Origin of the sequence: Flavobacterium potami (genome assembly GCF_020026915.1) — a bacterium.
Taxonomy (GTDB): domain Bacteria; phylum Bacteroidota; class Bacteroidia; order Flavobacteriales; family Flavobacteriaceae; genus Flavobacterium; species Flavobacterium potami.
In genome coordinates, this window is record NZ_JAINUY010000003.1 from 236,750 (window position 1) to 263,686 (window position 26,937).

At 37.3% G+C, this 26,937-nt stretch carries 21 protein-coding genes, 1 tRNA gene and 1 pseudogene; 10 read left to right on the forward strand and 13 right to left on the reverse strand.

Annotated features, from left to right (window positions below; genetic code table 11):
- Positions 1-34: 34 nt before the first annotated feature.
- Positions 35-409, reverse strand: a complete 375-nt coding sequence (locus K6T82_RS10640) for a DUF779 domain-containing protein (RefSeq protein WP_223705913.1) — start codon at positions 407-409, stop codon at positions 35-37.
- A 234-nt stretch (positions 410-643) separates the two neighbouring features.
- Entirely contained in the window at positions 644-2,149 is a 1,506-nt protein-coding gene (locus K6T82_RS10645) for an aldehyde dehydrogenase family protein (protein WP_223705914.1), read from the reverse strand.
- 274 nt (positions 2,150-2,423) lie between these two features.
- Here K6T82_RS10645 and pheT point away from each other — a divergent pair, with 274 nt between their 5' ends.
- Entirely contained in the window at positions 2,424-4,844 is a 2,421-nt protein-coding gene (gene pheT, locus K6T82_RS10650; RefSeq protein WP_223705915.1) for a phenylalanine--tRNA ligase subunit beta, read from the forward strand.
- Between the two features lie 222 nt (positions 4,845-5,066).
- On the opposite strand, the gene K6T82_RS10655 is transcribed toward pheT, so the two are convergent.
- The 4 genes from K6T82_RS10655 to K6T82_RS10670 form a co-directional block, all read right to left on the reverse strand.
- Positions 5,067-5,441, reverse strand: coding sequence for a hypothetical protein (locus tag K6T82_RS10655; RefSeq protein ID WP_223705916.1), 375 nt, complete (start codon positions 5,439-5,441; stop codon positions 5,067-5,069).
- A 36-nt stretch (positions 5,442-5,477) separates the two neighbouring features.
- Positions 5,478-6,302 (reverse strand): N-acetylmuramidase domain-containing protein, encoded by an 825-nt coding sequence (locus K6T82_RS10660; protein WP_223705917.1) that lies wholly within the window; start codon positions 6,300-6,302, stop codon positions 5,478-5,480.
- Positions 6,299-8,449 carry a hypothetical protein gene (locus K6T82_RS10665; RefSeq protein ID WP_223705918.1) on the reverse strand — a complete coding sequence of 717 codons (2,151 nt, stop codon included), beginning with the start codon at positions 8,447-8,449 and terminating at the stop codon, positions 6,299-6,301. The genes K6T82_RS10660 and K6T82_RS10665 overlap by 4 nt, the downstream gene beginning before the upstream one ends.
- Positions 8,450-8,526: 77 nt before the next feature.
- On the reverse strand, positions 8,527-10,542 hold the full coding sequence (locus K6T82_RS10670; protein WP_223705919.1) for a hypothetical protein: 2,016 nt from the start codon (positions 10,540-10,542) through the stop codon (positions 8,527-8,529).
- Positions 10,543-10,804: 262 nt separating this feature from the next.
- Here K6T82_RS10670 and K6T82_RS10675 point away from each other — a divergent pair, with 262 nt between their 5' ends.
- The 4 genes from K6T82_RS10675 to K6T82_RS10690 all read left to right on the forward strand — a co-directional run bounded on the left by K6T82_RS10675 (position 10,805) and on the right by K6T82_RS10690 (position 13,284).
- Positions 10,805-11,236 (forward strand): hypothetical protein, encoded by a 432-nt coding sequence (locus tag K6T82_RS10675; protein WP_223705920.1) that lies wholly within the window; start codon positions 10,805-10,807, stop codon positions 11,234-11,236.
- Positions 11,237-11,241: 5 nt separating this feature from the next.
- Entirely contained in the window at positions 11,242-11,889 is a 648-nt protein-coding gene (locus K6T82_RS10680; RefSeq protein ID WP_223705921.1) for a hypothetical protein, read from the forward strand.
- 98 nt (positions 11,890-11,987) lie between these two features.
- Positions 11,988-12,644, forward strand: a complete 657-nt coding sequence (locus tag K6T82_RS10685; protein WP_223705922.1) for a sensor histidine kinase — start codon at positions 11,988-11,990, stop codon at positions 12,642-12,644.
- The gene (locus tag K6T82_RS10690) at positions 12,634-13,284 is read left to right on the forward strand and encodes a response regulator transcription factor (RefSeq protein WP_223705923.1); all 651 of its coding nucleotides are present in this window, start codon (positions 12,634-12,636) and stop codon (positions 13,282-13,284) included. Before K6T82_RS10685 ends, K6T82_RS10690 begins: the two co-directional genes overlap by 11 nt.
- Position 13,285: 1 nt before the next feature.
- On the opposite strand, the gene K6T82_RS10695 is transcribed toward K6T82_RS10690, so the two are convergent.
- Positions 13,286-13,798 carry an adenine phosphoribosyltransferase gene (locus tag K6T82_RS10695; protein WP_223705924.1) on the reverse strand — a complete coding sequence of 171 codons (513 nt, stop codon included), beginning with the start codon at positions 13,796-13,798 and terminating at the stop codon, positions 13,286-13,288.
- Between the two features lie 113 nt (positions 13,799-13,911).
- Between K6T82_RS10695 and K6T82_RS10700 the strand changes: the two genes are divergently transcribed.
- Positions 13,912-13,985 (forward strand) — tRNA-Arg (locus K6T82_RS10700).
- On the opposite strand, the gene K6T82_RS10705 is transcribed toward K6T82_RS10700, so the two are convergent.
- Entirely contained in the window at positions 13,951-15,477 is a 1,527-nt protein-coding gene (locus K6T82_RS10705) for a recombinase family protein (RefSeq protein WP_223706183.1), read from the reverse strand. The two genes, K6T82_RS10700 and K6T82_RS10705, sit on opposite strands and share 35 nt — an antisense overlap.
- A gap of 5 nt (positions 15,478-15,482) precedes the next feature.
- Here K6T82_RS10705 and K6T82_RS10710 point away from each other — a divergent pair.
- From K6T82_RS10710 to K6T82_RS10720, 3 genes and pseudogenes are all read left to right on the forward strand, one after another.
- Positions 15,483-16,748: pseudogene (locus K6T82_RS10710) on the forward strand (helix-hairpin-helix domain-containing protein); the annotation flags it as partial.
- 292 nt (positions 16,749-17,040) lie between these two features.
- Positions 17,041-17,664, forward strand: coding sequence for an SOS response-associated peptidase (locus K6T82_RS10715; RefSeq protein WP_223705925.1), 624 nt, complete (start codon positions 17,041-17,043; stop codon positions 17,662-17,664).
- Positions 17,665-17,677: 13 nt separating this feature from the next.
- The gene (locus K6T82_RS10720; protein WP_223705926.1) at positions 17,678-18,121 is read left to right on the forward strand and encodes a hypothetical protein; all 444 of its coding nucleotides are present in this window, start codon (positions 17,678-17,680) and stop codon (positions 18,119-18,121) included.
- 36 nt (positions 18,122-18,157) lie between these two features.
- Here K6T82_RS10720 and K6T82_RS10725 read toward each other — a convergent pair whose 3' ends face one another.
- The 3 genes from K6T82_RS10725 to K6T82_RS10735 all read right to left on the reverse strand — a co-directional run bounded on the left by K6T82_RS10725 (position 18,158) and on the right by K6T82_RS10735 (position 19,536).
- Positions 18,158-18,592 (reverse strand): DUF1810 domain-containing protein, encoded by a 435-nt coding sequence (locus tag K6T82_RS10725; protein WP_223705927.1) that lies wholly within the window; start codon positions 18,590-18,592, stop codon positions 18,158-18,160.
- Positions 18,593-18,606: 14 nt separating this feature from the next.
- Positions 18,607-18,999, reverse strand: a complete 393-nt coding sequence (locus K6T82_RS10730) for a hypothetical protein (RefSeq protein ID WP_223705928.1) — start codon at positions 18,997-18,999, stop codon at positions 18,607-18,609.
- Positions 19,000-19,071: 72 nt separating this feature from the next.
- The gene (locus tag K6T82_RS10735) at positions 19,072-19,536 is read right to left on the reverse strand and encodes a hypothetical protein (protein ID WP_223705929.1); all 465 of its coding nucleotides are present in this window, start codon (positions 19,534-19,536) and stop codon (positions 19,072-19,074) included.
- Positions 19,537-19,978: 442 nt separating this feature from the next.
- Between K6T82_RS10735 and K6T82_RS10740 the strand changes: the two genes are divergently transcribed.
- Positions 19,979-20,380 (forward strand): hypothetical protein, encoded by a 402-nt coding sequence (locus tag K6T82_RS10740; protein ID WP_223705930.1) that lies wholly within the window; start codon positions 19,979-19,981, stop codon positions 20,378-20,380.
- 338 nt (positions 20,381-20,718) lie between these two features.
- Here the strand turns inward: K6T82_RS10740 and K6T82_RS10745 are convergent, their stop codons facing one another.
- Positions 20,719-25,842, reverse strand: coding sequence for an ATP-binding protein (locus K6T82_RS10745; protein WP_223705931.1), 5,124 nt, complete (start codon positions 25,840-25,842; stop codon positions 20,719-20,721).
- Positions 25,839-26,885 (reverse strand): MBL fold metallo-hydrolase, encoded by a 1,047-nt coding sequence (locus K6T82_RS10750; protein WP_223706184.1) that lies wholly within the window; start codon positions 26,883-26,885, stop codon positions 25,839-25,841. Before K6T82_RS10750 ends, K6T82_RS10745 begins: the two co-directional genes overlap by 4 nt.
- Positions 26,886-26,937 lie beyond the last annotated feature (52 nt).

Below are 26,937 nucleotides of genomic sequence, written 5' to 3' on the forward strand. Positions count from 1 at the left end.
AGAAACTTGAAACTTGAAACTTGAAACAAAAAAACTACTCAATCCTACTAACCGGTTCCAAATCCTTCTCTTCTTCTGGAGTAAAAATGCGGTATTCTATTTGAAATGTTTTCTTTAAAGGTGTTTCCAAAGAAAAACCTCCAACTCCAAATGCATCAATTACGGTTAAAGTAAAGTGAGCGTGTTTCCAATATTCAAATAAATCTTTATCTACCCAAAATTCGGTGTCTTCAACAACTCCAATACAAACATCTCCAGTTCTTTGATAATATCCTCCTTTTTCAAAACATTGTGGTTGAGTACCTTCGCAACAACCTCCAGCTTGATAAAACATCAAATCGCCATGTTTCTCTTTAAGGATATTTATCAGTTCTACTGCTTTTTCTGTGGCATCAATTCTTTTGATCATTTTTCTCAATTTAAAATTTAAAAAGCAGCAAACTCTATGAAGAAATTTACTGCTTTGACATAACCAACTATTTATGTTTAATTTTCAATCAAACAGCAATTGTTTGAATTACCTATTTTAAATCAAAATTGCCTGGAGGAAGCTTGCGTCATGCCATTAAATTTTCATTTAACGCCCCATACACTCCACTCACTTTTTCCTAAGAAATCTCCAGGATTTTGATAGTTAGTCGTTTTAGAAAAACCCTAATTTCTTTTTGTCATAAGAAATCAGCATGTTTTTAGTTTGACGGTATTGACTCAACATCATTTTATGATTTTCACGACCAATTCCAGATTGTTTGTAACCTCCAAACGGAGCGCCAGCCGGATACGAATGATATTGATTAATCCAGACACGTCCTGATTGAATTGCTCTTGGAACTTGATAAATTTCGTGCGCATCTCTTGTCCAAACTCCCGCACCTAAACCATACATGGTATCGTTTGCGATTTCGATGGCTTCTTCTGTAGTTTTAAAAGTCGTGACGGCTAGAACTGGTCCGAAAATCTCTTCTTGGAAAATTCTCATTTTGTTATGACCTTTAAATAAAGTCGGTTTAATGTAATAACCACCTTCTAATTCGCCACCTAATTTATTTTCATCACCACCAGTTAAAAGCTCCGCCCCTTCTTCTTTTCCTAATTTGATGTAAGACATAATTTTCTCTTTCTGAACAATCGAAGTCTGAGCACCAATCATTGTTGATTTATCCAACGGATTTCCTGCCACAATTGCTTCAGTTCTTTCAATTACTTTCTTGATAAACTTATCGTAAATATCTTCGTGAATTAATAATCTAGACGGACAAGTACAGATTTCTCCTTGATTTAAAGCGAACAATACCGCACCTTCTACTGCTTTATCGAAGAAATCGTCATCGTGATCTGCTACAGATGGGAAGAAAATATTTGGTGATTTACCTCCTAATTCTAAAGTAACCGGAATAATATTTTCTGTTGCATATTGCATGACCAAACGTCCTGTAGTTGTAGAACCAGTAAATGCTGCTTTAGAAACTTTTTTATTGGTTACTAACGGACGGCCTAATTCAGCACCAAAACCATTCACAATATTTAAAACTCCAGGAGGAAGAATATCTCCAATTAATTCCATTAAAACCATAATAGAAATCGGCGTACTTTCGGCTGGTTTTAAAACAATAGTGTTTCCTGCCGCAAGTGCTGGAGCGATTTTCCAAACGGCCATTAAAATAGGGAAATTCCAAGGAATAATCTGTGCCACGACACCAAGAGGTTCACTTAAAGCGATAGAAACAGTTTGAGAATCCAATTCGGCAATGGAACTTTCTTCGGCACGAATTACGCCTGCAAAATATCTAAAGTGATCAATTGCCAAAGGAATATCGGCAGCAAGTGTTTCGCGAATTGGTTTTCCGTTATCAATCGTTTCGACCGTTGCGATATATTCTAAATTATCTTCAATTTTTTGTGCAATCTTATTTAATAAAATACTTCTTTCGGTTACCGAAGTTTTTCCCCAAGTTTTGAAAGCTTCATAAGCCGTATCTACAGCCAATTCTAAATCTGCTTTTCCAGAATGTGCTGCTTTTGTAAACACTTTTCCATCAATTGGAGAAACAACATCAAAGTATTCTCCTGTAATTGGTGCTACAAATTTTCCACCAATATAATTATCGTATTGTGCCTTAAATTCAGGTCTTTTTGCTGTGGTATTCATAATATTCCTTTTTTGATTTAAACCAAATTTAGTTTCATAAAAAGAAACAGAATAGCACTTTTCATTCATCTTGTAGCACAAAAATTACACATTCGATTTTTTTAGTTAATTATAATATTTAATTAATAAAATTTTAATAGATAAATTATCAAAAACTTAGTAAACCTTGTTTTCCAACCTAGAAAAATCAGTCCAGAAAAAACCATATAATTTTTTCTTACTCCAAAGCGCAATCCTTATATTTGTAACCTTATTCAAGAATTAAATCGTTACAATGAAAATATCTTACAATTGGTTAAAACAATTTATTAAAACAGATTGGACATCTGAACAAACTTCAGAATTACTTACAGATTTAGGTCTGGAAGTTGAAGTTGTAGAAAAATACCAATCAGTAAAAGGTGGTTTAGAAGGAGTTGTTGTTGGGCATGTTCTTACTTGCGAAAAACATCCTGATGCTGATAGATTGAAAGTTACTACAGTTAATATTGGTTTAGAAGCTCCTGTACAAATTGTATGTGGTGCTGCGAATGTGGCTGCAGGACAAAAAGTACCAGTTGCTACTATCGGAACCGTTTTATATGATAAAGAGGGTGTCGAATTCACTATTAAAAAAGGAAAAATCCGCGGACAGGAAAGTCACGGAATGATCTGCGCTGAAGACGAATTAGGTTTAGGAACAAGCCACGACGGAATTATGGTTTTGGCCGAAGATCTAGTTCCTGGAACTCCTGCCTCTGAAGTTTTTGATATTGCAAACGATGAAGTTTTTGAAATCGGATTAACACCAAACCGTGCTGATGCTATGAGTCATTACGGTACAGCACGTGATTTAAGAGCGGGAATGTTGCAACGTGGCGTTAACGTTGAATTGATTACGCCTTCTGTAAGCAATTTCAGAGTCGACATGCGTACACTTAAGATTGACGTAAATGTTGAAGATTCTCATTTAGCGCCAAGATATTGTGGTGTTACTATCTCGGGAATTTCTGTTCAAGAATCTCCAAATTGGTTAAAAGATCGCTTAAAAGCTATCGGATTAACTCCGAAAAATAATATTGTTGACGTTACTAATTATGTTTTGCATGAATTAGGACAACCTTTGCATGCTTTTGATGCAGCTAAAATCAACGGAAAAATCATTGTAAAAACAGCTGAAGAAGGAACTAAATTCGTTACTCTTGACGATGTAGAAAGAACACTTCACAAAGAAGATTTAATGATTTGTGATGAAAAAGGACCGCTTTGTATTGCTGGTGTTTTTGGCGGAAAAAAATCTGGTGTTTCTGAAGGAACAACGACTATTTTCTTAGAAAGTGCTTATTTTGATCCAGTTAGTATTCGTAAAACAGCTAAAAGACATCAGTTAAGTACAGATGCTTCTTTTAGGTTTGAAAGAGGAATTGATCCAACTATTACAGAATATGCTTTAAAACGTGCAGCACTTTTAATTCAAGAAGTTGCGGGTGGAAAAATCACGTCTGATGTTGTGGAAGTTTATCCTAAAAAAGTAGAAGATTTTTCTGTTTTATTGAATTTCAGCCATGTTTCTAAAATTATAGGACAGGAAATTTCAAAAGATACGATTAAAAAAATCCTAGTTTCTTTAGACATTAAAGTAAATAGCGTTTCTGATTCTGGTTTGGGTTTAACTATTCCTGCTTATCGTGTAGACGTTCAACGCGAAATTGACGTAATCGAAGAAATCTTAAGAGTTTATGGTTACAACAACATTAATTTCTCTAAGAAATTCAATGCGACTGTAGCAAATTCTCCAAGAACAGAAGATTACAAAGTACAGAATGTAATTGCTTCTCAATTGAATTCGCAAGGTTTCCACGAAATGATGGCCAATTCATTGACAACTGCGGCTTATGCTAAATTATCGACTTCATTAAAAGAAGAACATAACGTTTCAATGTTAAATCCGTTGAGTAGTGATTTAGCAACACTTCGTCAGTCTTTATTATTTTCTGGTCTAGAAGCTGTTTCTTATAACATTAACAGAAGAAATTCAGATTTAAAATTATTTGAATTCGGAAAAACATACCATAAATACTTAAACGGATACGAAGAACACAAACATCTTTCATTATTGATTTCTGGTAACAGAAACAAAGAAAGCTGGACCAATCCACAGAAAACAACAGATTTCTTCTTGTTGAAAGGATATGTAAAAGCTATTTTATCTCGTTTAGGAATTGAAAAAATTGGTAACGCGCCAGTTCAGTCAGATGTATATTCTGAAGGAACTGCAATTACGTACAACAATGATATTTTGGTTGAAATGGGTGTTGTTAAAAAACCTATTTTGAAGCATTTCGGTATTAAACAAGACGTTTATTACGCTGATTTCAACTGGGATTTGGTTTTAAAAATCATTACTGGAAAAATTAAGTATACTGAAATTCCTAAATATCCAGAAGTTCGTCGTGATTTAGCTTTATTAATTGATGAAAAAACAACTTACGAAAGTATTTTCAACTTGGCTAAACAGACAGAAAAATCTCTTTTAAAAGACATTAATTTATTCGATGTTTACCAAGGTGATAAATTACCTGCAGGAAAGAAATCATACGCATTAAGCTTTACTATTCAAGACAATAGTAAAACATTAACAGATGCTCAGATTGATAAAATCATGTCTAAATTACAACAGACATTCGAAACAGAACTTGGAGCGACTTTGAGATAGTTTTTTTGTTTCAAGTTTCAGGTTTCAGGTTTAAAGTTTAAAGTTTAACCGCTAAGAGCGCTAAGGTTTACGCAAAGTTCGCAAAGTTTTTTTCTCATAAAGCTTTGCGGACTTTGCGTTTTTATAAGATTCAATAAAAAAAACCTTGCGAACTTTGCGGTTAAACAACCTGAAACCTGAAACCTGAAACTTGAAACCTGAAACCTGAAACAAAAAACAAACTCAACTAATCAAATATCTATTCCAGATATGATCGCCTAGTTTTTGGATTCCGGTTCCTAGATTTTCGGTTTCTAGTTTTGCTTTAGAATTATCGTCGAAAATCATTTCTAGAAATAATTTTCCGTTTTCTTCGCAGATATTCCATTTTCCGTATTCTTTTTGCGAAGATTGATTGGGTAGATAAAGTCCGCCTCCAGAAACACTTCTGAAAGATTCTCTGATATAAATAGCACTAAAATCTGGATACAAATAAATTTGATATTTTTCTTCTTCATACCAGCCTCCACCCGAATAATCACGGTCGCTATTTGCTTTTTCCAGTTTCAAAACTTTATTCGATAAAGAATTGATCATTTGATTTACTAAATAACTCATTTTTTTAATTGTTAATTGTTAGTGTTGAATTGTAAATTATCTGGAGTATTTCTGATAGGCTCGCATTAATTTTTCATCGTATTTATTGGTTTTATACGCTGGACCATTGTATTTTAAAGCAAACGATGCCCAGTTTTTGTTTCTTAAAAGTCCAATCAAATTGTTTTTTTCGAGGAATAATCCGAAAGCTTTTAGATGTTCGCCTTCGTTTTTGTTCATCTTTTCTACAAATTCATCAATGCTTTTATAACCGATTGAAACAGCATTGAAGCCCATAATTTGAAAAAGTCCCCACGAAGCCGAACTATTAGCAGCATCAATAAATCTTTTATCCTGAGCCAAGTTTCTGGCTTTTTCTAAACGAACATATTCTGCCGTTCCGCCGACGTAATATTTTTTGGTGTATTTCTCAAACAAAATATCTTCTGTAATTGAATTGATATACGCCTTCGGATTGATATTTCTCTTTTCCAGTTCACGCCAAAAAATATGACCTTCGAACAAAATCTTCGGACGACCGTCAATTAAAAAACCTTTCCCATTGCTTTCCACTTCATTTACAGCTTTTACAACCGCCAATTCCAAATTAAATTGCTTTGAAAAATCCATTAAATCTTGCTCAGAAAGTAATTTACTATTAGAAGAAAAACCATTCTTGCTCTTCTCTAAAAGCGTTGACCAGGTTTTCAGCCCAACAACACCATCCACTACAAGATTGTTCTTTATTTGAAAATCTCTAATTGCCTTATCCGTCTCTGATCCAAAATAATCTGAAACTATGACATTGTATTTTAATTTTGCCAGAAGCTCATTTAAGTAATAAACCTCAGGAGATCTTACGCCTGCTTTTATTGTTTTCATGGTTTTTTATTTATAGTTATTTTTGCGGATTTTGAGAAGTCGAACACTTCATTTACAGAACCAGTCAGGTTATCGTTTTTATCAAAATAATTGACCTTATAAGAAATCATTGTATTACCAACCGAAGTATTTTTTACAATAAAATTGAAAAGAATTGGTGTAGAAAACTCCGATTTTAAACGTTCAATCATAAATTTACTTCCCGTTTCCAGAACCGTTAACTCAATTGTGATTTTACTAATTGTAGCATTCTGAGCTTTAATCTGAACTTGAACATATCTGTTATAAGCTGTTGACTGCGAAACGATCTGATTAAATTCAGAACTTATATTTTCTATGTTTTCAAAATCAAAAAACACATTTTTTAATTCGTTAGAAACACTTGGGTTCAAAACAGAAAAGTCCAGAAGTTTGGTATCATTACTAATCAATTCAGGATACGTTTTAAAAAATACGCTGTTTAAATAAGTCGCATTTTGATTGTAAACCAGCAAAACCGAATTGAGTTTGCAATTTGAAATTGATTGATTACTAATTTGAATTTTCTTTGCCGTGTTATCGATCAAAGCTTCCAGAATTTCACCAATAGTTTGTTCGATATTTAACTCAATAATACTACTGTCTTTAATTTCTTTGTGTCTGAAATTGATATTTGCATATTGTGTAATGGTATTGTTTAAAGCATTAATCATAATACTGGCTTCTGATAAATTCTCGGTAGAAAGATTGAAGAGAAAATGTTTTCCGTCTGTTGAAATATCAGATTGCTGCAGGAAATAATTCCCACTAATATCGTATTCTGCTGCAATATCATTTGGAAATAAAAATTGAATCTTATCGAAATAATCGGTTGTATCTCCGTCCAAAAAATTATTCTGAAGTAGAGCAATTTTTAATTTCGCCAAATCAAAATCAGAAAGATTTGGACCAATAGCAAACTGGAAACTTATTTTAGAAATTTCTTCTTCTGTTCCTGCGCCTTCTTCGTACGCATGAAAAATAGTTGAAATACAAGGTTTCATCGTATTTAAATCTTTAGACAAACTATACGTTTTAGCAATCAGCAAAAAAGTATTTGGCTGAACCATTGATTTATAAATAGAAAGTTTACTGAAATTGTAACCCGCAACAAAAATTTGTTTGAACTGCGAAAAATCTTCATTTAGATTAAACGGAATATTGACAAACCCACCGCTGATGGTTTTATATAAACTTGTCGCAGCATCTTGCCCTATCGGATAACTTAATGTTTTGTTGATTTTAAGCAGAAAAGTACTTTTTACATATTCTTCCTGAACATTACTTTTGATACTATTCTCTAACTGAATTTCGGATATAACCGCTTTAGGTGCTTCTTTGACTCCAAAATTAGACTTCACCATTAACGGATTATTGATAAGGGTCGCTTTAGTTGGAAATGTTTTCTTAGGAAGAACCAGATCGTCTTTAGTCAACTGGCTTTTTAAAACCAACATATCTCTCGCAAATAAAAAGTTCCTCTTTATTTTAGAATAGCCTTTAAAATCGAAAAAAAGATCCATATTACACTTGAGATCATTTAGGTTCGAAACCAGGTTTAAAAACGCAATTTTAACCGCCTCATCAATCAAATCAAACTGAATTTCTTTGGTTTGTGTATTTACAACTCCATTAATTTTTATGTATTCAAGATTTACTTTTAGATTTAAAACAGCTTCTTTTAAATTCAAAACAATACTTTTTTGATTGACCTGCAGAGGTTTTTCTTTAATACTGTATTTTAAAGTCACTTTTCCACGAAGTCCGCCTTTATTTCCTAATTTGTCTGGAACATTTTCATAATAAAAAAGTATTCCGTTATTGGGTTCAATATTAACTTGCGGAAATAATAACGTAATTTCATTTTTAAAATAATCCTTAAAGAAATCATTTTCCGTAATGGCTTTATCATCCTCAATTAGAGGGAAATAATTTTCTACAATAGGAAAGACCAAAATGGGTTTGATATCGATTGAATGTATTATCGGATGTTCAATAACCTTAAAATCATTTGCTTTGTTCATTGTAACAGCGGTAAATGCTGTACTCGGTTTTGCAGGTTCGAGATTGAATCTGTTTATGGGAACTAATTTGGTTCCTTCGAGTTTAAATGTATTTAAATCTGGCATAACGTTTTGGTTTTATAATTAAGATTAAAAGAAACAAAAGGGACAATGCGTCCCTTTTGCTTACTAACTCCAAAAAACTATTCCATAAATGGAGCTCTGATTTTCTCAATATCCGCATTTTGAGCATCAGTTCCTGTTGGAATTTCAAACAAAACATCTCCTTCTTGGTAATCTATTTTTATGTAATCTGTTGATATAGAAACTTTTTTAGATTTTTTACCAATTTTTCCGTTACAGGTATATTTTACTTTGTATTCTGTTGGTTTAATAGTATAATCCAATTCATACCAAGCTCTGTACGGAATCGCATCTTCAAAATTATCAGCCGTAAACTTGAACTTTTTAGAAGACATTTTATCCACTTTCAGCGTTACTTCCAAAGTATCACATTCATACAATTCTTCGGTTGACAAAGTGTAATTGATCATGTTTTGAATCGGCAGCGGAACGAAGATTTTTGTCCCTTCAAATTCAAACTCTCTTGTTGTATCTTTTAGCTTGATTCTCTTGTCTTTTTCGTACATTACTTCCTGACGAACTTTAACTTTAGAAGAACCATTATTTTTTACAAAATCAAAAACAAAAGCATTTTTTTCTTTTGATTTATCGTTCCATGTTGCAGGGAAAATAGCATCGATTTCTTTACCCGATTTACTCGTGTTTTTTACGTATGGAGTTCCTTCAGGCGCAATCATTCTACCAGAACTTTTCCAAATCATTTTTCCTTTAGAATCTGGATATCCAACTTCAATAGAAACCTGACTTACTGGACTGTCATTCACAATATCGCTGTCTTTGTCCAATTTAACCAAACCTCCATTTAAGGCAGCAATAACCTGAACTTTAGAAAAATCTTCATCTAATTGAATGACTGTGATATATTTCTTTAATTCTGTTGCCGCTTCTGCGCCAGATTTCATCGTCAAAGGCGTTAGGTTTCCGCTGATTTTAGAATCTAAAACTTCAATTGCCGAGAATTTTATCTCATCTGTAAATTTTACTTCTCTTACTTGACTTCCATGTTTCAAGCTCACTCCTACACTTCCGGTACCAAAAAGTATTCTAAAAAATCCTCCAGGTTTCTCTGGAGTTGAAGCAGGCGTAAATTGTTTTTCTGGCGCATCAAAAATCTGTTTTTGAACCAATTGAAAAGCAAAATCTCTTTGTTTCTGAAAAAGCGCTTCTTCCACTTTTTTCCTTTCCTCATTAGAAAACTGATTATCAGTAATAATCTCACTGACAATTCCGCCTTGAGTTAAGATTTTCTCGTACTCACTTTCCCAGTTCACATCGACAAAAGACCAGCTTACATTGGCTTTAGCAGAAAAATAGGTATGTACTTTTTTAACATCTACCGTTGTTTTAATTGTTGTTGTTGGCATATAGCCTTTGTACTTGATTTTGTTTTCGATAACCAAGTTATTTGATCCAGCTTCGAGTGCATTTTTCACCAAGGAAGCACTGTTTCTTCCCATTAAAACAGAAAGCGCATTGTCGCCCAATCCGAAAGTCGTTCCGGCGCCTTCACCTTGAATATTAAATGTCCAAGGATTTGCACCTCCAAACGGATTATTCGGCGACTTTTCACCTACAACGTGCATAGAAATCGTGTTTTCTGTCAATTGAATTGGTCGAACATTGGTCTCGTTAAAATCTCTATCAACTCCTTTTAGATAAGAAAATAATCCGAAAAGTTTTGATTGTCTCTGATTTTGATAATTCGTATGAAGCTTTTGTTTCAATTTATCAATAGCTTTTTTCAACAAAGCTTCTGGTAAATCTATTGTACTGGTTAAGGTAGTGTAAGCTCCAGCTTCTTCTTCTAATCCTTCTGCACCAATCACAGTTGTAGCATCTCCTTCAGATTTAAAAACCTGCATCGCAAATTTGAATCTTCCGTCGGGATGTTTGGCTAAACGAGGTGCTTTTGGATAATAATAAAACTGCATTGGCAGACCGGCATCTCTCAATAATATATTGTTAGGATCTGGCGAGAAAAGCACTGCATAATCTGCTCCATCTTCTTTCTCTAAAAGAATTTCTACTGTTCCGGCTCCTGCATGAGGATAACCTAGGGCTGTTGGTTGTGACATAATAATAAAATTTTAGTTAATTACTTAATGAGGTTTAAATTTTTGATAGCCGTTTTTTTTGCATTAAAACTGACGATGTAAAATTCTATTTTTATAATTCATTACGTAACAGCGCTTTAACCCATTTTTTCAAATCATTTTGCCTAATTAAAAAAGGGGATATTTCCCCTTGTCCTAATTTTACGTTTCCGATAATTTTGTCCTCGACGGTATTCAAAACACTGCTAGCTAAACCCTTAACCAAATAATAAATAATTGAAACATGAAAAACCCACCCGCAAAACCGAGTCAGTTAATCACTAAAGAATTTGCAAAGCAATTAAATGTGAACTACAACAATAAAAGAGCTTCGCTAACTGCAAAAAAAGCTCAGAAAGAAGATGCGAATGCTATTTGGTATTCTTTAGAAGAGTTGGAAAACTATATACATTACATTAAAACTAACGGAGCAAAAGACGGCTATAATGTAGATGGAATACGTTTTTATTTTGGTGTTTATCCCGATGACGAAAAACATGGAGAAAAAGCCGGACTAACTACTTTATTCTTAGTGCCAACTGGAAAAAAAATAGAAAACAATACTGCAAAAATTCAAAGTTTCGCTAGTACACAACAAGCCCTTTCTTCTGATATTCAAAGTCTTGAACCTATGAATTACGGAAACATCGGAAGGCCACCTAGCTTAATATATTAAAAACTATGTTTGAATTCTTAAGATCTTATATCATTTATCTGGCTTTCTTATCAGGAATTGTTGGTTTGTTTTCCCTTCCAAAACTTCCTGGTAACAAAGCTAAATTTTTAGTACTTTTAATCTGGTTTTCAATTCTAATTGAAATTGTGGGTTATTATTTTACCTATTGGACAGGTTTATTGAATTTTTATGTCTACAATTTCTACATGTTCGCCAGTTTTTCTGCCTATATTTTACTTTTACGAGCCTTATTGACCAAAATTAATAATCGAATTTTAGCAATTCTTTTTCTGATATTATTTGTGGTCTCCTTTTTCTTAAACAGTTTATATTTCAAGGAAGACACAAATCGATCCTTTACCTATAGTTTTGCTATTGGTGTATTATTGGTTTTAATATTATCCTGCTTATATTTAGTGGAAATTTTCAATTCAAACAAAATATTGAATTTTAAAAAGTCAGTCTTTTTCTGGTATGTTTTAGGAATACTTGTTTTTCATGTCCCCTTTACACCTTTTATGCTGGCTATCAATTGGTTTCTAATCAAACAAGACGAATCTGTTTTTAGTTTAGTATTGTTTATTTTAAATTTTTTGGCACATTGCTGTTTTATAATAGGATTTATATGGAGCGAAAAGAAATACAATTATTAGTTATTTCCTTAGGTATTGTTTTCTTTACCCTAATCATCACTTTAGTGATCATTTTTTTTTATTTTTTAAAAAAGAGAAATAGTTTTTTGGTAGAAAAAATGGAAGCTGACTTGTATTTCCAATCCGAACTTGTAAAAACCAGAATCGAGATTAAAGACCAGACTTTATCTGAAATCAGTAAAGAATTACACGATAACATAGGTCAGATTATCTCAGTTGCTATTATGCAGCTTAATATTTCAATTAGCAATAAAAATGTACAAATCAGTGAATTAAAAGAACTTAAAGCTGTTTTGGCAAAATCCTTAGACGAATTGAGAATTCTCTCTCGAATTATAAATAAAGATAATCTACTTCAGAATAATTTTCTTGAAGCCATTCAGCAAGATTTGGAAAGAATTAAGAAACTGAAGAAAATCAAATACAATTTCAATCAAATCGGAACAAGTCCAAGCATAAATGAAGAACATGAATTAATCATTTATCGGATTTTTCAGGAAGCGCTTCATAATAGTTTAAAACATTCCAGAAGCGATTTATTTGATGTTTATATAGAAACCACTGATGTTGCTTTTAAATTGAAATTAAAAGATTTTGGAATCGGATATGATGTAAAAAAATTAAACTCCGGAATTGGCTTAAACAATATGAAATTGAGAGCCAAACTAATTGGCGCAAAATTGATCTTAAACTCCGATAACACCGGAACCAGCGTAACTATCGAATACCCATTAACTCAAGGCTATGAAAACTAATTCAAAAAATAAAATAATAATTGTAGACGATCATTTACTTTTTTCTCAATCTCTTGAATTATTAATTAAAAGTTTTGGAGATTATGAAGTAATTGAACGATTTGAAAACGGAAAAGTTTTTATTGATTATATCGAAGAAAACAACGATGCCGAAATTAATTTAGTTTTGCTTGATGTAAATATGCCGGTCCTTGATGGCTTAAGCACCATGAAATGGCTAAAAGATTTCCGACCGGACTTAAAAGTAATTGCTTTGTCTGTAAATGATGACGAAGAAATCATTATAAAAATGATTACCAATGGCGCAAAAGGTTATTTATTGAAAGATACTTCTCCTGAAATTTTTAAGGAAGCAATTGAGTGCGTAATCGAAAAGGGTTTTTATTTCACCGAACTAGTCTCTGGAATGTTGATCAATAAAGTCAACAGCGACAATAAAAAGATCAATTTGAAGGAAAAAGAAATTGTCTTTATTAAACATGCCTGTACAGAAATGACTTATAAAGAAATTGCATCAGAAATGTGTTTAAGTCCTAAAACAATCGACGGCTACCGTGAATCTCTTTTTGACAAACTCGAAATAAAAACCCGAATCGGATTAGTTCTTTACGCTATAAAGCATAAAATTGTTTTTGTTTGAATTAATACGTCAATGCAGCAAAAACAGGATAATCTTTTATTTTTTCTCTTCCGTTAAGAAAAGTCAGTTCCATTAAGAAATTACATTGTACAATCTCACCTTCTAGTTTTTCTACTAATTCGCAAACTGCCTTTGCGGTTCCGCCTGTTGCCAGAACATCATCGTGAATTAAAACACGATCTCCTTTTTTTATAGCATCGGTATGCATTTCTAAACTATCAGAACCATATTCTAGTTCATATGAAGCCGAAATAGTGTCATAAGGAAGCTTTTTAGGTTTTCTTACCGGAACAAATCCGGCATTTAATTTCTGAGCCAGCAACATTCCGAAGAAAAAGCCACGACTTTCTGCTCCGACAACCTTATCAATTTTCTGATTATTTAAAGAATTCAGCAAAATTCTAAGACAATTTGTTCGTGCTTCTGGGTTAATTAGTAAAGGAGTGATGTCTTTGAACAAAATTCCTTCTTTTGGAAATCCCTGAATATCACGTATATAATTTTCAAACTGCATTTTTTTTTAATTTTATGTTATTTTTCCCTTGTTTATCTCACATTTATGTCTATCTTTGCACCCGCAATAAGCAATCAACAAAGCTACGAAAATTAGCCGATTGTAGCAAAAAAGGCCTCGTGGCGCAACTGAATAGCGCATCTGATTACGGCTCAGAAGGTTACTGGTTTGAATCCAGTCGAGGTCACTACTCGGGACAAAAGAAAAATATCATCTTTTGTCCCGTTTTTTTTTGCCCGTAATCTATTGTTTACCAGATAGATACACTTGAACATTTCATTGATCCTAGCGGTTTGTATTTTGTTATTTTGAAATGTGAAATTTTCAGGAAAAATTAAACCGATAATCTCTCTGGAATCGACTAAAGACCCGTCACCAAAGGCCTCACCGAGCTTTATAAGGTTTTGCAGTCCTGTGTTCATTAAAGATTCAATATTGGCCCTGTCTTCATCCACATTGCCAATTTCATTTTCTAGTCTGCTGATCTCAGCATTGCATTCCGTTTTCATTAGATGATAGTCATCGGCATCTATCTTCTCCGTCACCAGCAGGTTTCTGGCAACCGCCAGTTTTTTTTCGTAAACCCCAATCTGCTCCAAGGATTTCTTCTTCTCATTAATAACCAATCCAGTATGTTCTCTGTATGCTTCAAGCAGAACTGCACTGTATAATTTTCTTACTTCAGCCAAGGGCTTGAATTTATTTAAATGTCCTTTAAATATATTATTGGCCATATCGGAATTTACCCTCCACTTACATACTCTATCACAGTGGTAATAGTAGTAATCCTTGCTCCTTCCTCTGCATTTGCTCCCTGCTAGCTTTTGACCGCACTGAGGGCACATGAAAAAGCCTCTAAGGGGAAAATTCTCAATTGTTTTAATTTTAGGCCTGTACGTACGTCCTTTACTGTTAAGAATATCCTGTACCCTGTAGAACAGATCTTCACTTATTATCGCGTCATGCTGCCCCTTAACTAATCTCTCTTGCTCATCACGATACTTCGGAACTAAGATTCTTCCGCAGTAAAGCGGGTTTCTTATGATAAGCCACAAGTTGTTTTTGGAAATTCCCATTCCCTTTGCTTTGGCTGTCTGATAAATCGATTCTGTACTGAAAATATTCTTTGCAATCTGTTCATACACCCATATAACATTCGCAGCTTTTTCAGGTACAATGGCAATATATTTCCTTCCGTCTTCAGTTATTTTATTAGCATAGCCATAAGGGGCCATACCCATATGCCTGCCCTCTTTTTTACCTCTTCTGAGCCCTTGAAAGGTATTTAGGGCCCTGCGGTCATTTTCGACCTCGGGGGCAGCAAGATAAAACGCGAGCATCATTTTATTCTCCGGTACACTCAGGTCTAGCGGCTGCTCAATAGCCTGCGGCTCAACTCCTAATTTCCTCAACTGATTAATCATTTGGTAAGCGTCACCAGCATTACGGCTGAACCTATCCCATTTCATAAAAAGCACATGACTAATCTTATTCTTATTTTTTTTTATATTGGCAAGAAATTTTTTCCATTGCGGCCTGTTGAAAGTTTTTGCGGAATGGTCTTCATAAATCACATTACGAATCTGTATATGGTTGATGGCGCAATATTTTCTAAGCATCTCTTCCTGATTGCGTTGGGAGAAGCCTTTCTCAGCCTGCTCGTCGGTGCTTACCCTGATATATGGAAACCTACGGCATTATGGTCTATCAGGAAGACGTGATCAAGATTGCACTTCATTACGGCGGGCTCTCGGCCGCTGACGGAGATATCCTGAGGCGCGCCATGTCGGGCAAGGGACGCTCAAAAGCGGCGCTTCAGAAAGTAAAGGATGATTTCTTTATCGCTGCAGCCGCAAAAGGGCATCCCGAAACGCTGAGCCGCGAGATCTACCGCCAGATCGAATCCTTTGCGGGCTATTCCTTCTGCAAGGCGCACTCCGCATCCTACGCCGTGGAAAGCTATCAGAGCCTTTACCTCAAGGTGCATTACCCTATTGAATTCATGGTGGCCGTGATCAACAATCAGGGAGGGTTTTACCGCACTGAAATCTACGTGCACGAAGCCAGAATGGCCGGCGCGGTTATCCATACGCCCTGCGTTAACAGAAGCGATTATCAGACTTCGCTTTACGGCATCGATATCTATCTGGGCTTTATGTACCTGCAGGGCCTGGATTCCAAACTCTCGCAGTTCATCGCCTATGAACGCGAAAGAAACGGCCTTTATAAATCGCTGGAAGATTTCATAAACAGGGTGCCGATGGGAATTGAGAATGTAAAGGTGCTGATTTTTATAGGCGCATTCCGCTTTACAGGCAAGACCAAAAACCAGCTGCTGGTGCAGGTCAGCCTTCTGATGAACAATTTCAAGCCGGAAAACCGCGGGCTGATGCTGATCCGCGAACCGGCAAAAGAGTTTAAGCTGCCTGTTCTGGAGCGTTCGGTTTTTGAGGATGCTTTTGATGAGATCGAGCTTTTGAATTTTCCCATATCCTGCACCGTTTTTGATCTGCTTAAGACCAGACACCGCGGAGATGTGATGGTACGTGATCTTTTGAAACACCATAAAAAAGAGGTCCGCATGCTGGCTTATCTGATCTCGACCAAGCAGGTCCCGACAAAAAGGGGCAATATGTATTTCGGGACATGGATCGATCATGAGGGCGCTTATTTTGATACAGCCCACTTCCCGGACAGTCTTGCCAATTATCCTTTTCAGGGAGGCGGATGCTACCTGATGCGCGGAATCGTGGAAATTGACTATCATTTTCCTACAATCACCGTTTCCAAATTAACAAAAATGCCTTTCATCCCCGATCCCAGATATTCGGATTCGGACAAGAGGTTTACCACCCAGCATAATATCAAACAGGATGTCAGCAGCACCCACCGCCAGCCTTATCCGCAGGAGCATGAAATCAATCTGCCGCGCCACAGAATGAAATTTTAGGCATTTATTTATGTAAAGTCCTAATTATGAATTAAATTTGATAGAGAAGAATAAAGAAAACAAACAGAAAAAACAGCATGAAGCACATCAGTCTGGTGCTGTTTCTTTCCCGAAGCATCCTTTTTCGCTGCTGGTTTTCTCTTAAAAGCCTTTCAATGCGCTTAATGTCTATTGGGTATGATTCCATAAGATCGTTTTGTCAAACTTAAGCGCAATGGAAAACACAGAAGCCCTTTTAAGGGCATATTTGTGTCAGTATAAGACATTTTAAACAGCCCTAAAAACGAAATTTATGTGCTATTATACCCAGCAGAATGCCTCTATAGAAGATCTCAAAAGACGATTTAACGCCGAGCTCGATAATGAGGAGACCTACCTGCAGTCTGACTTCATAAATGGGTTTTCCCATCCCAATATTCCTGTCATACTCAATTCCTCTCCGCATCTGATCACAACGGATTATACATGGGGCCTGCTGCCGTCATGGGCAAAGGATATCGAGTTCAGGAAAAACACGCTCAATGCAAGGATTGAAAGCATAGACGAAAAGGCCTCCTTCAAAAATATCACCCATAACCGCTGCCTGATAATCGCCTCTGCCTATTACGAGTGGCATTGGAATGACCAGAAGGGAAAAAGCAAGGACAGATACCAGATCAATTCCCAGGATGATGAAATCTTTACTTTTGCAGGCCTGTATTCCTCATGGACAGATCCTGTGACGGATGAGATTAAAAATACCTACACCATGGTGACCACAAAAGCCAACGATCTGATGCAGTACATCCATAACCATAAGCTCAGGATGCCTATTATGCTCAAACGCCAGGATGAATCCGCATGGCTGGACCAGTCGGTGAAAATCGAGGATTTCGCTTTTCCCTATCAGGGAAACCTGATCGGCTTTCAAATCTAATACAGACAATGCTATGGAAATCGATAAGTTTAACGGGGTCACAAACGGGGAATTTATAGACTACTTTAAGATTGACCTGCACTCCAGAATGGAGATCTTGAGTTACACCTATCCCCATGAACTCCTGGATGAAGACAGCGGCTTTGGCGAGCATGTCCAAAGGTGCATCGCGCTGCTTAAGGACTATATGATCCAGTGCCGCAGGGATTCAAGAGAGGCCGAAAGGGAAATGGAAAAACGGGCGCTGGAAAACGCGGAAAGCGGCGTTAAGGAAACCGGCTGCCAAAAGGCTTCTCCGGCACACGAAACCCCTGATGAAAGAAGGGAAAGGCTGCGGCTGGAAAGCATCGAGGACCAGCAGCAGTCCGAACTCAGATACGGGCAGTTGAGAAGCGAAATAGACAAGCTGATCGACGAGCATCGGGTAAATGTAAAAATAATCTACGTTGAGCTGTGAGATCCCATTTCTATGGCTGCGGAATTGAAATTACCCCTACTGGCTTTGCGCCTCCAATACTGCCATGGTTTTATCATCCAACTGGCCGCTATAATATTTTTCCAATACTTTCTGGAAAACAGGATCTGCGCCGGGAATCAGGCTGAACAGGGTCATGCAGGACTTGAGCTTGCGCTGGTCAGGCCTGCCGAAAACTTCCAATGCGCTTTTACCATCCAGCGCCAGAACCGCTTCTGAAATTTCGACCAGCCGTTTTCCCAGTACGGGATCATTCAGATACTGCACGGCTTCAGTAAGGTCCTTCAATCCAAAATATATGTTATAGTCCGTAAATCCCAGGCCTCTGATCTGGGGAAATACAAACCACATCCAATGGCTCTGCTTTTTTCCTTTTTTTATTTCATCCAGTGCCTGCTTATGCACATTTTCCTGTGCCCGCAGAAATCTTTCAATGCCTTCATCCAAATCCATAACTGATTGCTTTTTCAAAATGCTTCCTGGTACATCAGCTCGATGGTCACTTCCCTTTTCTCCAACCCCTCTTCAATGAAGACTGAAGCCCATCTCGGCTCGAAATTTTCAACAAGGAACCTGTACCCTTCAAGGATTTCCTGGGCAGTGCTTTGCCCGTCGATCCCCAGGTTCTTCCCATAGGCGATGATGCGGTAAAAAACGCCGTTTTCCAGAAGCGCATCCTGTCCGTCGGCTGTATTATCCGGCGCCGGTCCAAAACAGAAAATTTCTGTGCCTCTGAAACCCAGCAGTCCCGCCAAATGGCTGCGCACGGATAAAAAAAGGGCCTCGTCACTCAGGCCGTAAGGCACGTCCAGATCTCCGGCTCTGACCGTAAGCGCAAAATCTTCAAAATGCAGTTCCATAAATCGAAAATTATGAGATCAAAAGGCCGCCAACTGTTCTGGAAATCCTGGCAGAAAATCCGAAATCCGAAATCAGTCCAGTATGCCTTTTCCGAAAATCTTCTCCACCTGAAAAATATAGCTCTCCAATATCGGGCTGGACAGAAAAAAACGGCTCACTGCCGCGGCTTTCACATCCTGCTTCTGATTCTCGAACGAGCGCTGCAATAATGCCTTATAGTCCTTAAGCTGGCTCTCGTCCAATATCCTGCGCAGTTCCCGTTCCGTGTTCACAAACGATTTGAGCATCGGAAAATCATTATGGTTATCGTTTTCATAGTTTTCAATTCCGGACCTGACCTCCTGAAATTCCCTTTCGAAAAGGCCCAGGACTCCCTCCACGTTATGCCCGTAAAAAATATAGGGCATCAGACCGGCTTTATATTTCGCATAATGCTGCGGCGAAGATGCCGGACTCGCCAGGTACTTTTCAAAGGTCTGGATGCGGTAAATATAGTCCGCCTCAAAAACATTAGGGTCCTGATAATCAATTGCCATGCTTTACTTTATTTATTGCTGCCTATAAAATTAGCCATTTTTTTTAATTCCTGCCCCTAAAAAAACGATCTGTCCGGTAATTTAAATTCGGCTGTTTTATATACGCTGTTTAGTCCATGCCTTTTTCTGCGGGAAATCAAAAAAAGCTATGCAGATACTGGCGGCTCAAAATCCGCTTACTTTCTTTTTTTGGCTGATTCCACCAAAAATTCCGAAGATACGGACGAATATTCGTATATTCAGCCATCATTTTAGTATTGGCTGTAATACGGAAAACCGTAACCTCGAGATTATTATACGGATATATTTACAGAATAAATTTGCTGCTGTGCTTCTGACAGCAGACAATAATGCCAAGAAAACTTAATTCTTGATCTTATTTCAAATCGCATATAAAACTTTAGTTCAGAAGGATATATTTTATTAACGTAAAAAAGTTTAAATGAAAAAAGAAGCGCTGTTGCCCATATTGGCCGTATTAATGTCTTGCAGTTCGAAACCGGGCTATGGCAAATTGGTTGAAACCACTTATAATTTAAATGAAGGGGCAGTTAACCGGATCATGAGCTCGGATACCGCTTCTGCAGATTACATTGAAGTTGAAAAACAGGGAAATATTTTTATATTTGAAAACAAACATAATACCATATTTAAGGTTTCAAAAAATCCTGCCAAAATTGAAATTATAGATGCTCAGGACAAAACTTCCACCTACATGGAAGGCAGAGGCTATAAGATTACAGCTAAAAAAAGCGGCGATACTTTAATTGTCCGTTTTTTCCCCACCAGATCTACGCCGGCATCGGTGTTTAAATTTGGAATTGAATATAAATTTTACAAGTAATACCATGAATGAACTAATCTGCCACTTTTTATCTACGCTTACTGATCAGGAGATTGTAAATCTGTTTAATGGATGCATTTCGGCTCCGAATCCTGATAACGCCTATGCCTTAATTTATAATTCAGCATACCCGCAGTTTTATTTTACGGATACCTTCAACCAGGACCTCAAACTAAATTCCCATTATATGGTGGTTGGACTGTTTTATCTCCATGAGATTAACGACCTGTCTGCACTAAAGGCAAAAATACAGTCATTAAAAACAAAATGGTGCGGTTCATAAATGCCGTGAATCTTTCTGTTTTTTTTTACTGGGTTACTGAAACATGACACCATTATTACGCCAGGCCTTTTGAAGATATGAAATCTTCACGGATTATATAAGCTGTAGAAGAAGCGCTCTGATCGATCAGCTTGTCCAGCAGTGCAATAAAATCATTCCTTAATCTGGCAGATGCCGTGATTTCCTTTCTCCTGCGGCCGTCATAATAGGTCTGGATAATAATTTTTTCAAGATAAAAATCCCAGTCTTTATTTCCGGGCCACTCTTTTTTAATGCGTTCGGCCAGCCAGCTGACAGCGTCAGGCATTAATTCCTCAAATCCAATGCCGGCAGTTAATCTCCCGGCGGACTCAAGGTCTCCCCCCTTCAGTATAATGGTTTCAAAAAAATGCTTTTTATTTTCTAGGGGATTCCAATCTAAATGCGTTAAGAACAATATGCGATGGTTGAATAGAAAAGGTTTGTCAAAAATAAATGCCTGAGCCGTCAAAATCTTATGGCTTAAATAACTCCATAAAATCCAGAAATTTGACGCTTTGGATCCATCATTTAAAAACTGGTTTACCACTTCTTCTAGGCACTTAACGGTAAATTCATATCTTTTATTTCTATATAAGGTTTTTGCGCCATCTGCGAAAGCCCAGTCAATTAATGCTTTAAAGCACTCAATTGCAGCATCTTCACGCTGGCTGAGCAAAAACAGGGCAAATTTTTCTTGAAAAAACTGCTGCAGGGAATGATGAATCGTGTCGTCATATGGATCGTAATCTTTTGCAAAGGTTTCAAAAATGTAATTTAAGACATTTTTGAAATAGTCCTGCAGGATCTTGAGTTCTGTTTCAGCCGGCACCAGTTTCAAGGCTTCAAACAGCCAGTCCCCTGCATTTGTCTGATAATCGGGAATTGCAATATATGCGGGAGCCGCTTCTTGAGTGACTTTATCCATAATGGCATCAAAAGATGCTCTGTATTGTTTTAAGGCTTCATTAAATTTAATATGTCCCGCAATGCGGCCTTTGGGTTTATAATGAGGATTTATTTTTAAGTTTATTCTGTAAAATGACTTTTTTATAAAATAAAAGATATTTTTTTTATAGGATCTATATGCGCTTAAATGTTCCAGCCTGTGTTTAAGATGGGAGAATTTTGAATATTCTACAATACAGCATACACAGTTTAATACAAAACCGGGATCATGCTTCCATAGGCAGCTGTTAATTGAAGCCCGCAGGGAATCGTGCTCGGATCTTTTATGAAAATGCGTTAAGTAATAAAGAATATTCTGCTTGTACGTCTTTTTTTCCGTCTCCTCCGACTTGAGCATCAAAATTGGAATTACAGAAAAGGCAGCTTCTGTCTCATACACCGTGTGTCTTGAATTCATAAAATCCAGCTCCAGCCTATTTTCGAAGAGTTCGTATTTAAACAGCTCGTTTACTTTAGTTTCACACCATTCTTTTTCTGCTGCGCTTAATGATGAATAGAAATCCCTGATTCCCATTGCTGCCAACAGCACAGGCTGCTTATGCATTTTGGAGATGTTTTTATTATCTTGGGCATCCAGAGATATTTTACAGAGTTCCGCCCATTTTTCATAACTATCCTCTTCAACGGCTTCATGCTTTAATTTCTGCATGCACCAGTATGCCGCATAAGAAACGGTATGGTTCTCTTCCTGCATTATTTTATTATCCTCGACAACCTTTTGTAAGTCATCTTCCAATTCTGTTTCTAATAGATATCCGTTTTCAACTTCTTTTACTATTCTAAATTTTCTGCGGTCGATGCGCGCAAGTGCAAAACGCCAGTTTTGGTCTGTCGGGTTTTCCAGATAAAAATCATCTATGATTTCAAAGATTTCAGTTTGAAACTCTCCAAAACTCAAGTTCATAACCAAATCTTCAATGCTCTTGCTTCTATGATTGAGTTGTTGGAAATTCTGCAGCTGCAGATGACGCAGCTGGCGGTGCTTTTTATAGCTCAGAGGACTGTAGGCTTCTGATTCTTTAAGGCATCTGTGGAAATCCAAATGGTAAATCTCCCTTATTTTCAATAGAGGAAAAATTCTTCTTCCGGCAAGATCCATATGCTCATTAGCGACACTTATAAGCACCGCCGACCCCATGACGCTGTTGCATCTGCTTAAAAAAGCCTCAAAAATGTAGTCCCAGGAAGCCTTCAAAAATTTAGTATACTGGTCATGCTTGTTCTCTTTTATATCTCGGCCGATCTGCAGCAGATAGCACTCGGCTGCCATTAGGCATGATTTCAGGACATCAGGCGAATTAAAATAGGTTCCCCTGAACATCATCCATAATGAAGGGCTGGCATGCTGTTTAATCTCTCTTCCGTCTGGCATTATAAAGGTTATCTGCGAACGGTGGTCAGCAGGATGCAGAAATTCATTGTCTCGGCCGAAATCGGACCTGATATAGGAATCGGCAGCATGATTTAATAGCTTTACTAAAAAATCTGCAGTTGCAAACGGCGAATACAGCAGAAGGTTCAATATAGGCGTTTCATAAGGGCTCCCAGGGGAATAATGTCTTTCTGTGCTCCTTCTGAACCCGAAATCCTGTTCACTGTGCATCATCGATCGGTGATAGGGCCCCAGAATGGACTGCCTCTTCATTTCCGCAATCTGCTCAGGAGTCGGCGGATAATAAAACCATTTGCTTTCTGCAATTTGAATGACAAGTTCAGGGTAATTTTTGCATATTTTCTGACCTTCGTACCCGTCAAGGACATATTCTAAAATTTTATCATAGAGATTGCCGATTTCAAAATCATCGTCCCTGTTTTTATTACTAAATGCATCCTCTATTAATGATTTCAAATCATCTTTGACAAAATCGGACAGACGGAAAAGCATTAATATTCCATTTTCAAGATTCTCGGTTTTAGCACTTCCCTGCTCAGGTGAGCCGCCTGATGTAAAATTACTGTAAAACCATATTAAAATTTTAGCCGCATGCTCTGACTCGGCAGGAAACGGTCCGTTTTTTTTCAAGCCTTTCTCCCACTGCAGCAGCATTGAAAGTATCAACTTCATCTGGGACTGCAGCAGATTCAGGTTTAAGAAAATAAATTCAATGAGATTGCCCCATACTTCACCATAGGGAACCAGATTTATATTGTGATATACCTGAGTCCTTTTGTCCACATCAAACGCATTTAGGAGGGAAAAATCCGGCTTCTGGCAGGCAACCCGAACTAAAAAAATTATCCTTCTGAAATATTTAAACCCATCCAAAAATAGAAAATCCTTGTTCTCACGCAAAAAATCACCGCTGTCGTGCGACTGCATAACGGCGACTAAAATTTCATCCTTCCAGTAGTTTTGGATTGCCGCATCGTTAAGGGTTGATTTTACAAGCCGGCCGGCAGATCCGTCCGCTGCCTGTATTTTTTCTGATATCCATATTCTGAAGGCTCGTCGGACTGCTGGAGCGGTTCCTATTGCATCATAAAAAACGCCGTAATTGTCCTCTTGGGCAATGTATTGCAGATAATTGCTGTCAATATGCCTTGTCAGTGCCCAGTCCTCATAGATGTCATGAGCTGCCGCGAAGCTTCTTCTGTACACCGGTTCGGGATCAATAATATGGTCAGCGGTCAGCTCGTGAAGTATGTCAGCACGTGCGTGCTCAACAGTTGCATATGCGCTCATGGCCGATGCCCTCTTCAGGGCAATTTCCATAAATGTCTCGCCGCGCAAATGTCTTTTTCGCGGATCTGATTCCTTTTCGCGCCCTTCAATCACATATTCCCACATGATCTGTTTGAACGCTGTTTCAGTATCAATATCATCATTTACCGAATTCTGCGGTAAAGACACTGCCTTATCCAGATTAAAAGGAATCTGGAGAACTTGCAAAATGGATTTATTTTTTGTTAAGGTGCTCAGCACCGGATAGCTACCTGCAATACATTCCAGCTCCGCCGAATCAAGCGCTGGCACATCAAAATCGGGAAAAGCAGGAAACTGCCTTAAAAAACGGATTTTTAAATGCTCGGCCGCATAGCTCCTGCAGGTAAACACTAATGTAATATCCTCTCTTTTAAAAAGCAGTTCAAAAAAATCCAATATTGTCTCAGCATTATCCGTTTCGAGTATTTTTTCGATACTGTCTATAAGGAAAATTTTCTTTTTAACGAATAGCGGGGAATCAAGAACCTCTGAAAGGGAAATCCCAAAGCAGAAGGGCTTATCAGCAAATATCTCTTCGATACTTTTTTTGTCCAGCTGCTCGCCCTGAAAGGCAAATATTTCAAAATCATTTTTTAATCCGTCCAAAATCTTCTTAACCAGCGCTGATTTTCCGGTTCCCGGCTTTCCTGTAAATATTGCCAGCTTGCCGTTTCTTATGACTTCCAAAGCAGCGGCTGAAATTTCGGTCCTCGGCAGGTTGACTTTTCCAACGCTGTCTCTTATTCTTGAAAGCACCCTGAAAGAATTCTCATTAAGCTTTTCAGCTGCTTCCAGAATAGTATAGTCTGTCTCTATCTGCAGTAATGATAGCAGGGGCAGCGATCTTGATGCCAGAAGATTATTTACCAGAGAAAGATCGATCCCTAATATTCTTTTGTTTTTTGTCTCATAGCCAAGAAATAAACCGCAGCAGAAATACTTATCTTTGAGCTTAACAAATACCGGACTTCCGGAATAGCCTTCCACAAGGTTGTCGTCATTGTACTCCCCGGTCAGTGGATCTGATACTTCAATCTGTATCTGCCTTTCGTAATCTCGATCTTTAAGCGGCTTCAAATGGTGCAGTGTTCTTTTTAGTTCATTAAGAACCACTTTGGGAAAACCGGTTATCTCAAGTTCATGTCCTTTAGCCGGCACTTGGCAGATTTCAGGGCATCTATCATAGTTAAGCATTACGGGAAGAGATGGCTTTTTGATTACCAGTATGGCTATATCTTCAGTTGCATTATTTTCTCCAATTAATATTATATCTCCTTTCTGCAGTCTATAGGTAGACCATTCATTATCAATAAGAAATCCGACGGTTACCTCAGTAGATTCGCATGGAATCCCCTCGTCTCCAACCAGGGCATGTCTGGCAGTAAACACATAGACCAGTTCTGATTGGCTGTTTGGCGAATAAACCAATCCGCTGCTGAATCCATAGGGATTTTCTATGCGGACTATAAAATCTTTCTCTGCTGTCATCCTATTTCAAAGTGTAGGTGGTTGTTTCCCTGGGTGGGAAATATTAGATTTATATTAAATTCTGGATCTGCTTTAAAAATGTTCCGGGTCAGTTCATTTTCCTGGGTTATATAAAAATTGATATGTTTATCGGGATTGGCGCGAAGCACTTTCACTAAAGTTTCCTTGTTGGGTAGATTTGAGCGGTTGTATCCATCTGCTGAAATAATGTAATTTTCACAATCAACCAGCTCAAGAAGAGCGTTGCTTATATTATACCTGCTTCCGTGATGGGGAATCTGCATATACTTAAGCTTAATCTTTTGCTCCCCGAATTTTCTCTTAATAGCTGCGGCAAGAACATCAGGGTGGCTGTCGGCAGTAAACAGGAATGATTCCCCGCTAAACTGCAGTATAAAGCTGATGCTTGAACCGTTTTCCACCGAAACATCCTTTACTTCTCTAGAAGTATCGAAATCTTCAATCCTCCTGCCGTAGTCATTGCTTCTAATGCTTTTTAAAGATGAAGGCTCCTTTTCCCTCATTTTCACCTCCTCATTTTTCCACAGCTTGAGAAGCGAATTGTACTTTGCGTTATCGGGTGATAGAATACTCAATTTGGCTCCCCATAAATCAATCGGGGGGTGGCTGTCAGTAATGCTCTGTTTTACATGAGAATGGGCTGCAAGGTACTCCCTAAGGGTAATGCCCTGCTTAACATTTTTTAGGTTATTGGTCCGGATGCCGGTGTCATAGTCCCAGATTGAGTAATTGAACCAGAAAGTGGTTCTGCTGAGATCAACGGCTTTCAGAAGGTCAGTATCCTTAAGCAGACGGAGAATTCCGCCTATATGGTCATCATCAATATGGGTAATGATCCAAATATCAATTATTTCTTTTCTGATGTTGACTATTTCATCTATCCTCTTTCTGAGCCCGGCCTCATAAAGACGGCCCTTCTCGCTGCCTCCGTCAATTATGATGTTGTGCGTTTTATCATCATTGCCTTTAAAATTAATATGGATGGCATCCGCACAGCCCGCATCCAGAAAATCAATGTTCATCAAAGTCTGCACAAGTTTTTAGTAAGATTTTTTATAAAATTACAATTATTTG

Coding starts and splice junctions, on each gene's coding strand:
- K6T82_RS10735 (WP_223705929.1), bottom strand. CDS start 19,536: ATGGCAATTGATTATCAGGACCCTAATGTTTTTGAGGCGGACTATATT.
- K6T82_RS10665 (WP_223705918.1), bottom strand. CDS start 8,449: ATGCCAGATTTAAATACATTTAAACTCGAAGGAACCAAATTAGTTCCC.
- K6T82_RS10655 (WP_223705916.1), bottom strand. CDS start 5,441: ATGAGTTATTTAGTAAATCAAATGATCAATTCTTTATCGAATAAAGTT.
- K6T82_RS10695 (WP_223705924.1), bottom strand. CDS start 13,798: ATGCAGTTTGAAAATTATATACGTGATATTCAGGGATTTCCAAAAGAA.
- K6T82_RS10720 (WP_223705926.1), top strand. CDS start 17,678: ATGGAAATCGATAAGTTTAACGGGGTCACAAACGGGGAATTTATAGAC.
- K6T82_RS10725 (WP_223705927.1), bottom strand. CDS start 18,592: ATGGATTTGGATGAAGGCATTGAAAGATTTCTGCGGGCACAGGAAAAT.
- K6T82_RS10645 (WP_223705914.1), bottom strand. CDS start 2,149: ATGAATACCACAGCAAAAAGACCTGAATTTAAGGCACAATACGATAAT.
- K6T82_RS10680 (WP_223705921.1), top strand. CDS start 11,242: ATGTTTGAATTCTTAAGATCTTATATCATTTATCTGGCTTTCTTATCA.
- K6T82_RS10730 (WP_223705928.1), bottom strand. CDS start 18,999: ATGGAACTGCATTTTGAAGATTTTGCGCTTACGGTCAGAGCCGGAGAT.
- K6T82_RS10640 (WP_223705913.1), bottom strand. CDS start 409: ATGATCAAAAGAATTGATGCCACAGAAAAAGCAGTAGAACTGATAAAT.
- K6T82_RS10675 (WP_223705920.1), top strand. CDS start 10,805: ATGAAAAACCCACCCGCAAAACCGAGTCAGTTAATCACTAAAGAATTT.
- K6T82_RS10660 (WP_223705917.1), bottom strand. CDS start 6,302: ATGAAAACAATAAAAGCAGGCGTAAGATCTCCTGAGGTTTATTACTTA.
- K6T82_RS10745 (WP_223705931.1), bottom strand. CDS start 25,842: ATGACAGCAGAGAAAGATTTTATAGTCCGCATAGAAAATCCCTATGGA.
- K6T82_RS10740 (WP_223705930.1), top strand. CDS start 19,979: ATGAAAAAAGAAGCGCTGTTGCCCATATTGGCCGTATTAATGTCTTGC.
- K6T82_RS10690 (WP_223705923.1), top strand. CDS start 12,634: ATGAAAACTAATTCAAAAAATAAAATAATAATTGTAGACGATCATTTA.
- pheT (WP_223705915.1), top strand. CDS start 2,424: ATGAAAATATCTTACAATTGGTTAAAACAATTTATTAAAACAGATTGG.
- K6T82_RS10750 (WP_223706184.1), bottom strand. CDS start 26,885: ATGAACATTGATTTTCTGGATGCGGGCTGTGCGGATGCCATCCATATT.
- K6T82_RS10670 (WP_223705919.1), bottom strand. CDS start 10,542: ATGTCACAACCAACAGCCCTAGGTTATCCTCATGCAGGAGCCGGAACA.
- K6T82_RS10685 (WP_223705922.1), top strand. CDS start 11,988: ATGGAAGCTGACTTGTATTTCCAATCCGAACTTGTAAAAACCAGAATC.
- K6T82_RS10715 (WP_223705925.1), top strand. CDS start 17,041: ATGTGCTATTATACCCAGCAGAATGCCTCTATAGAAGATCTCAAAAGA.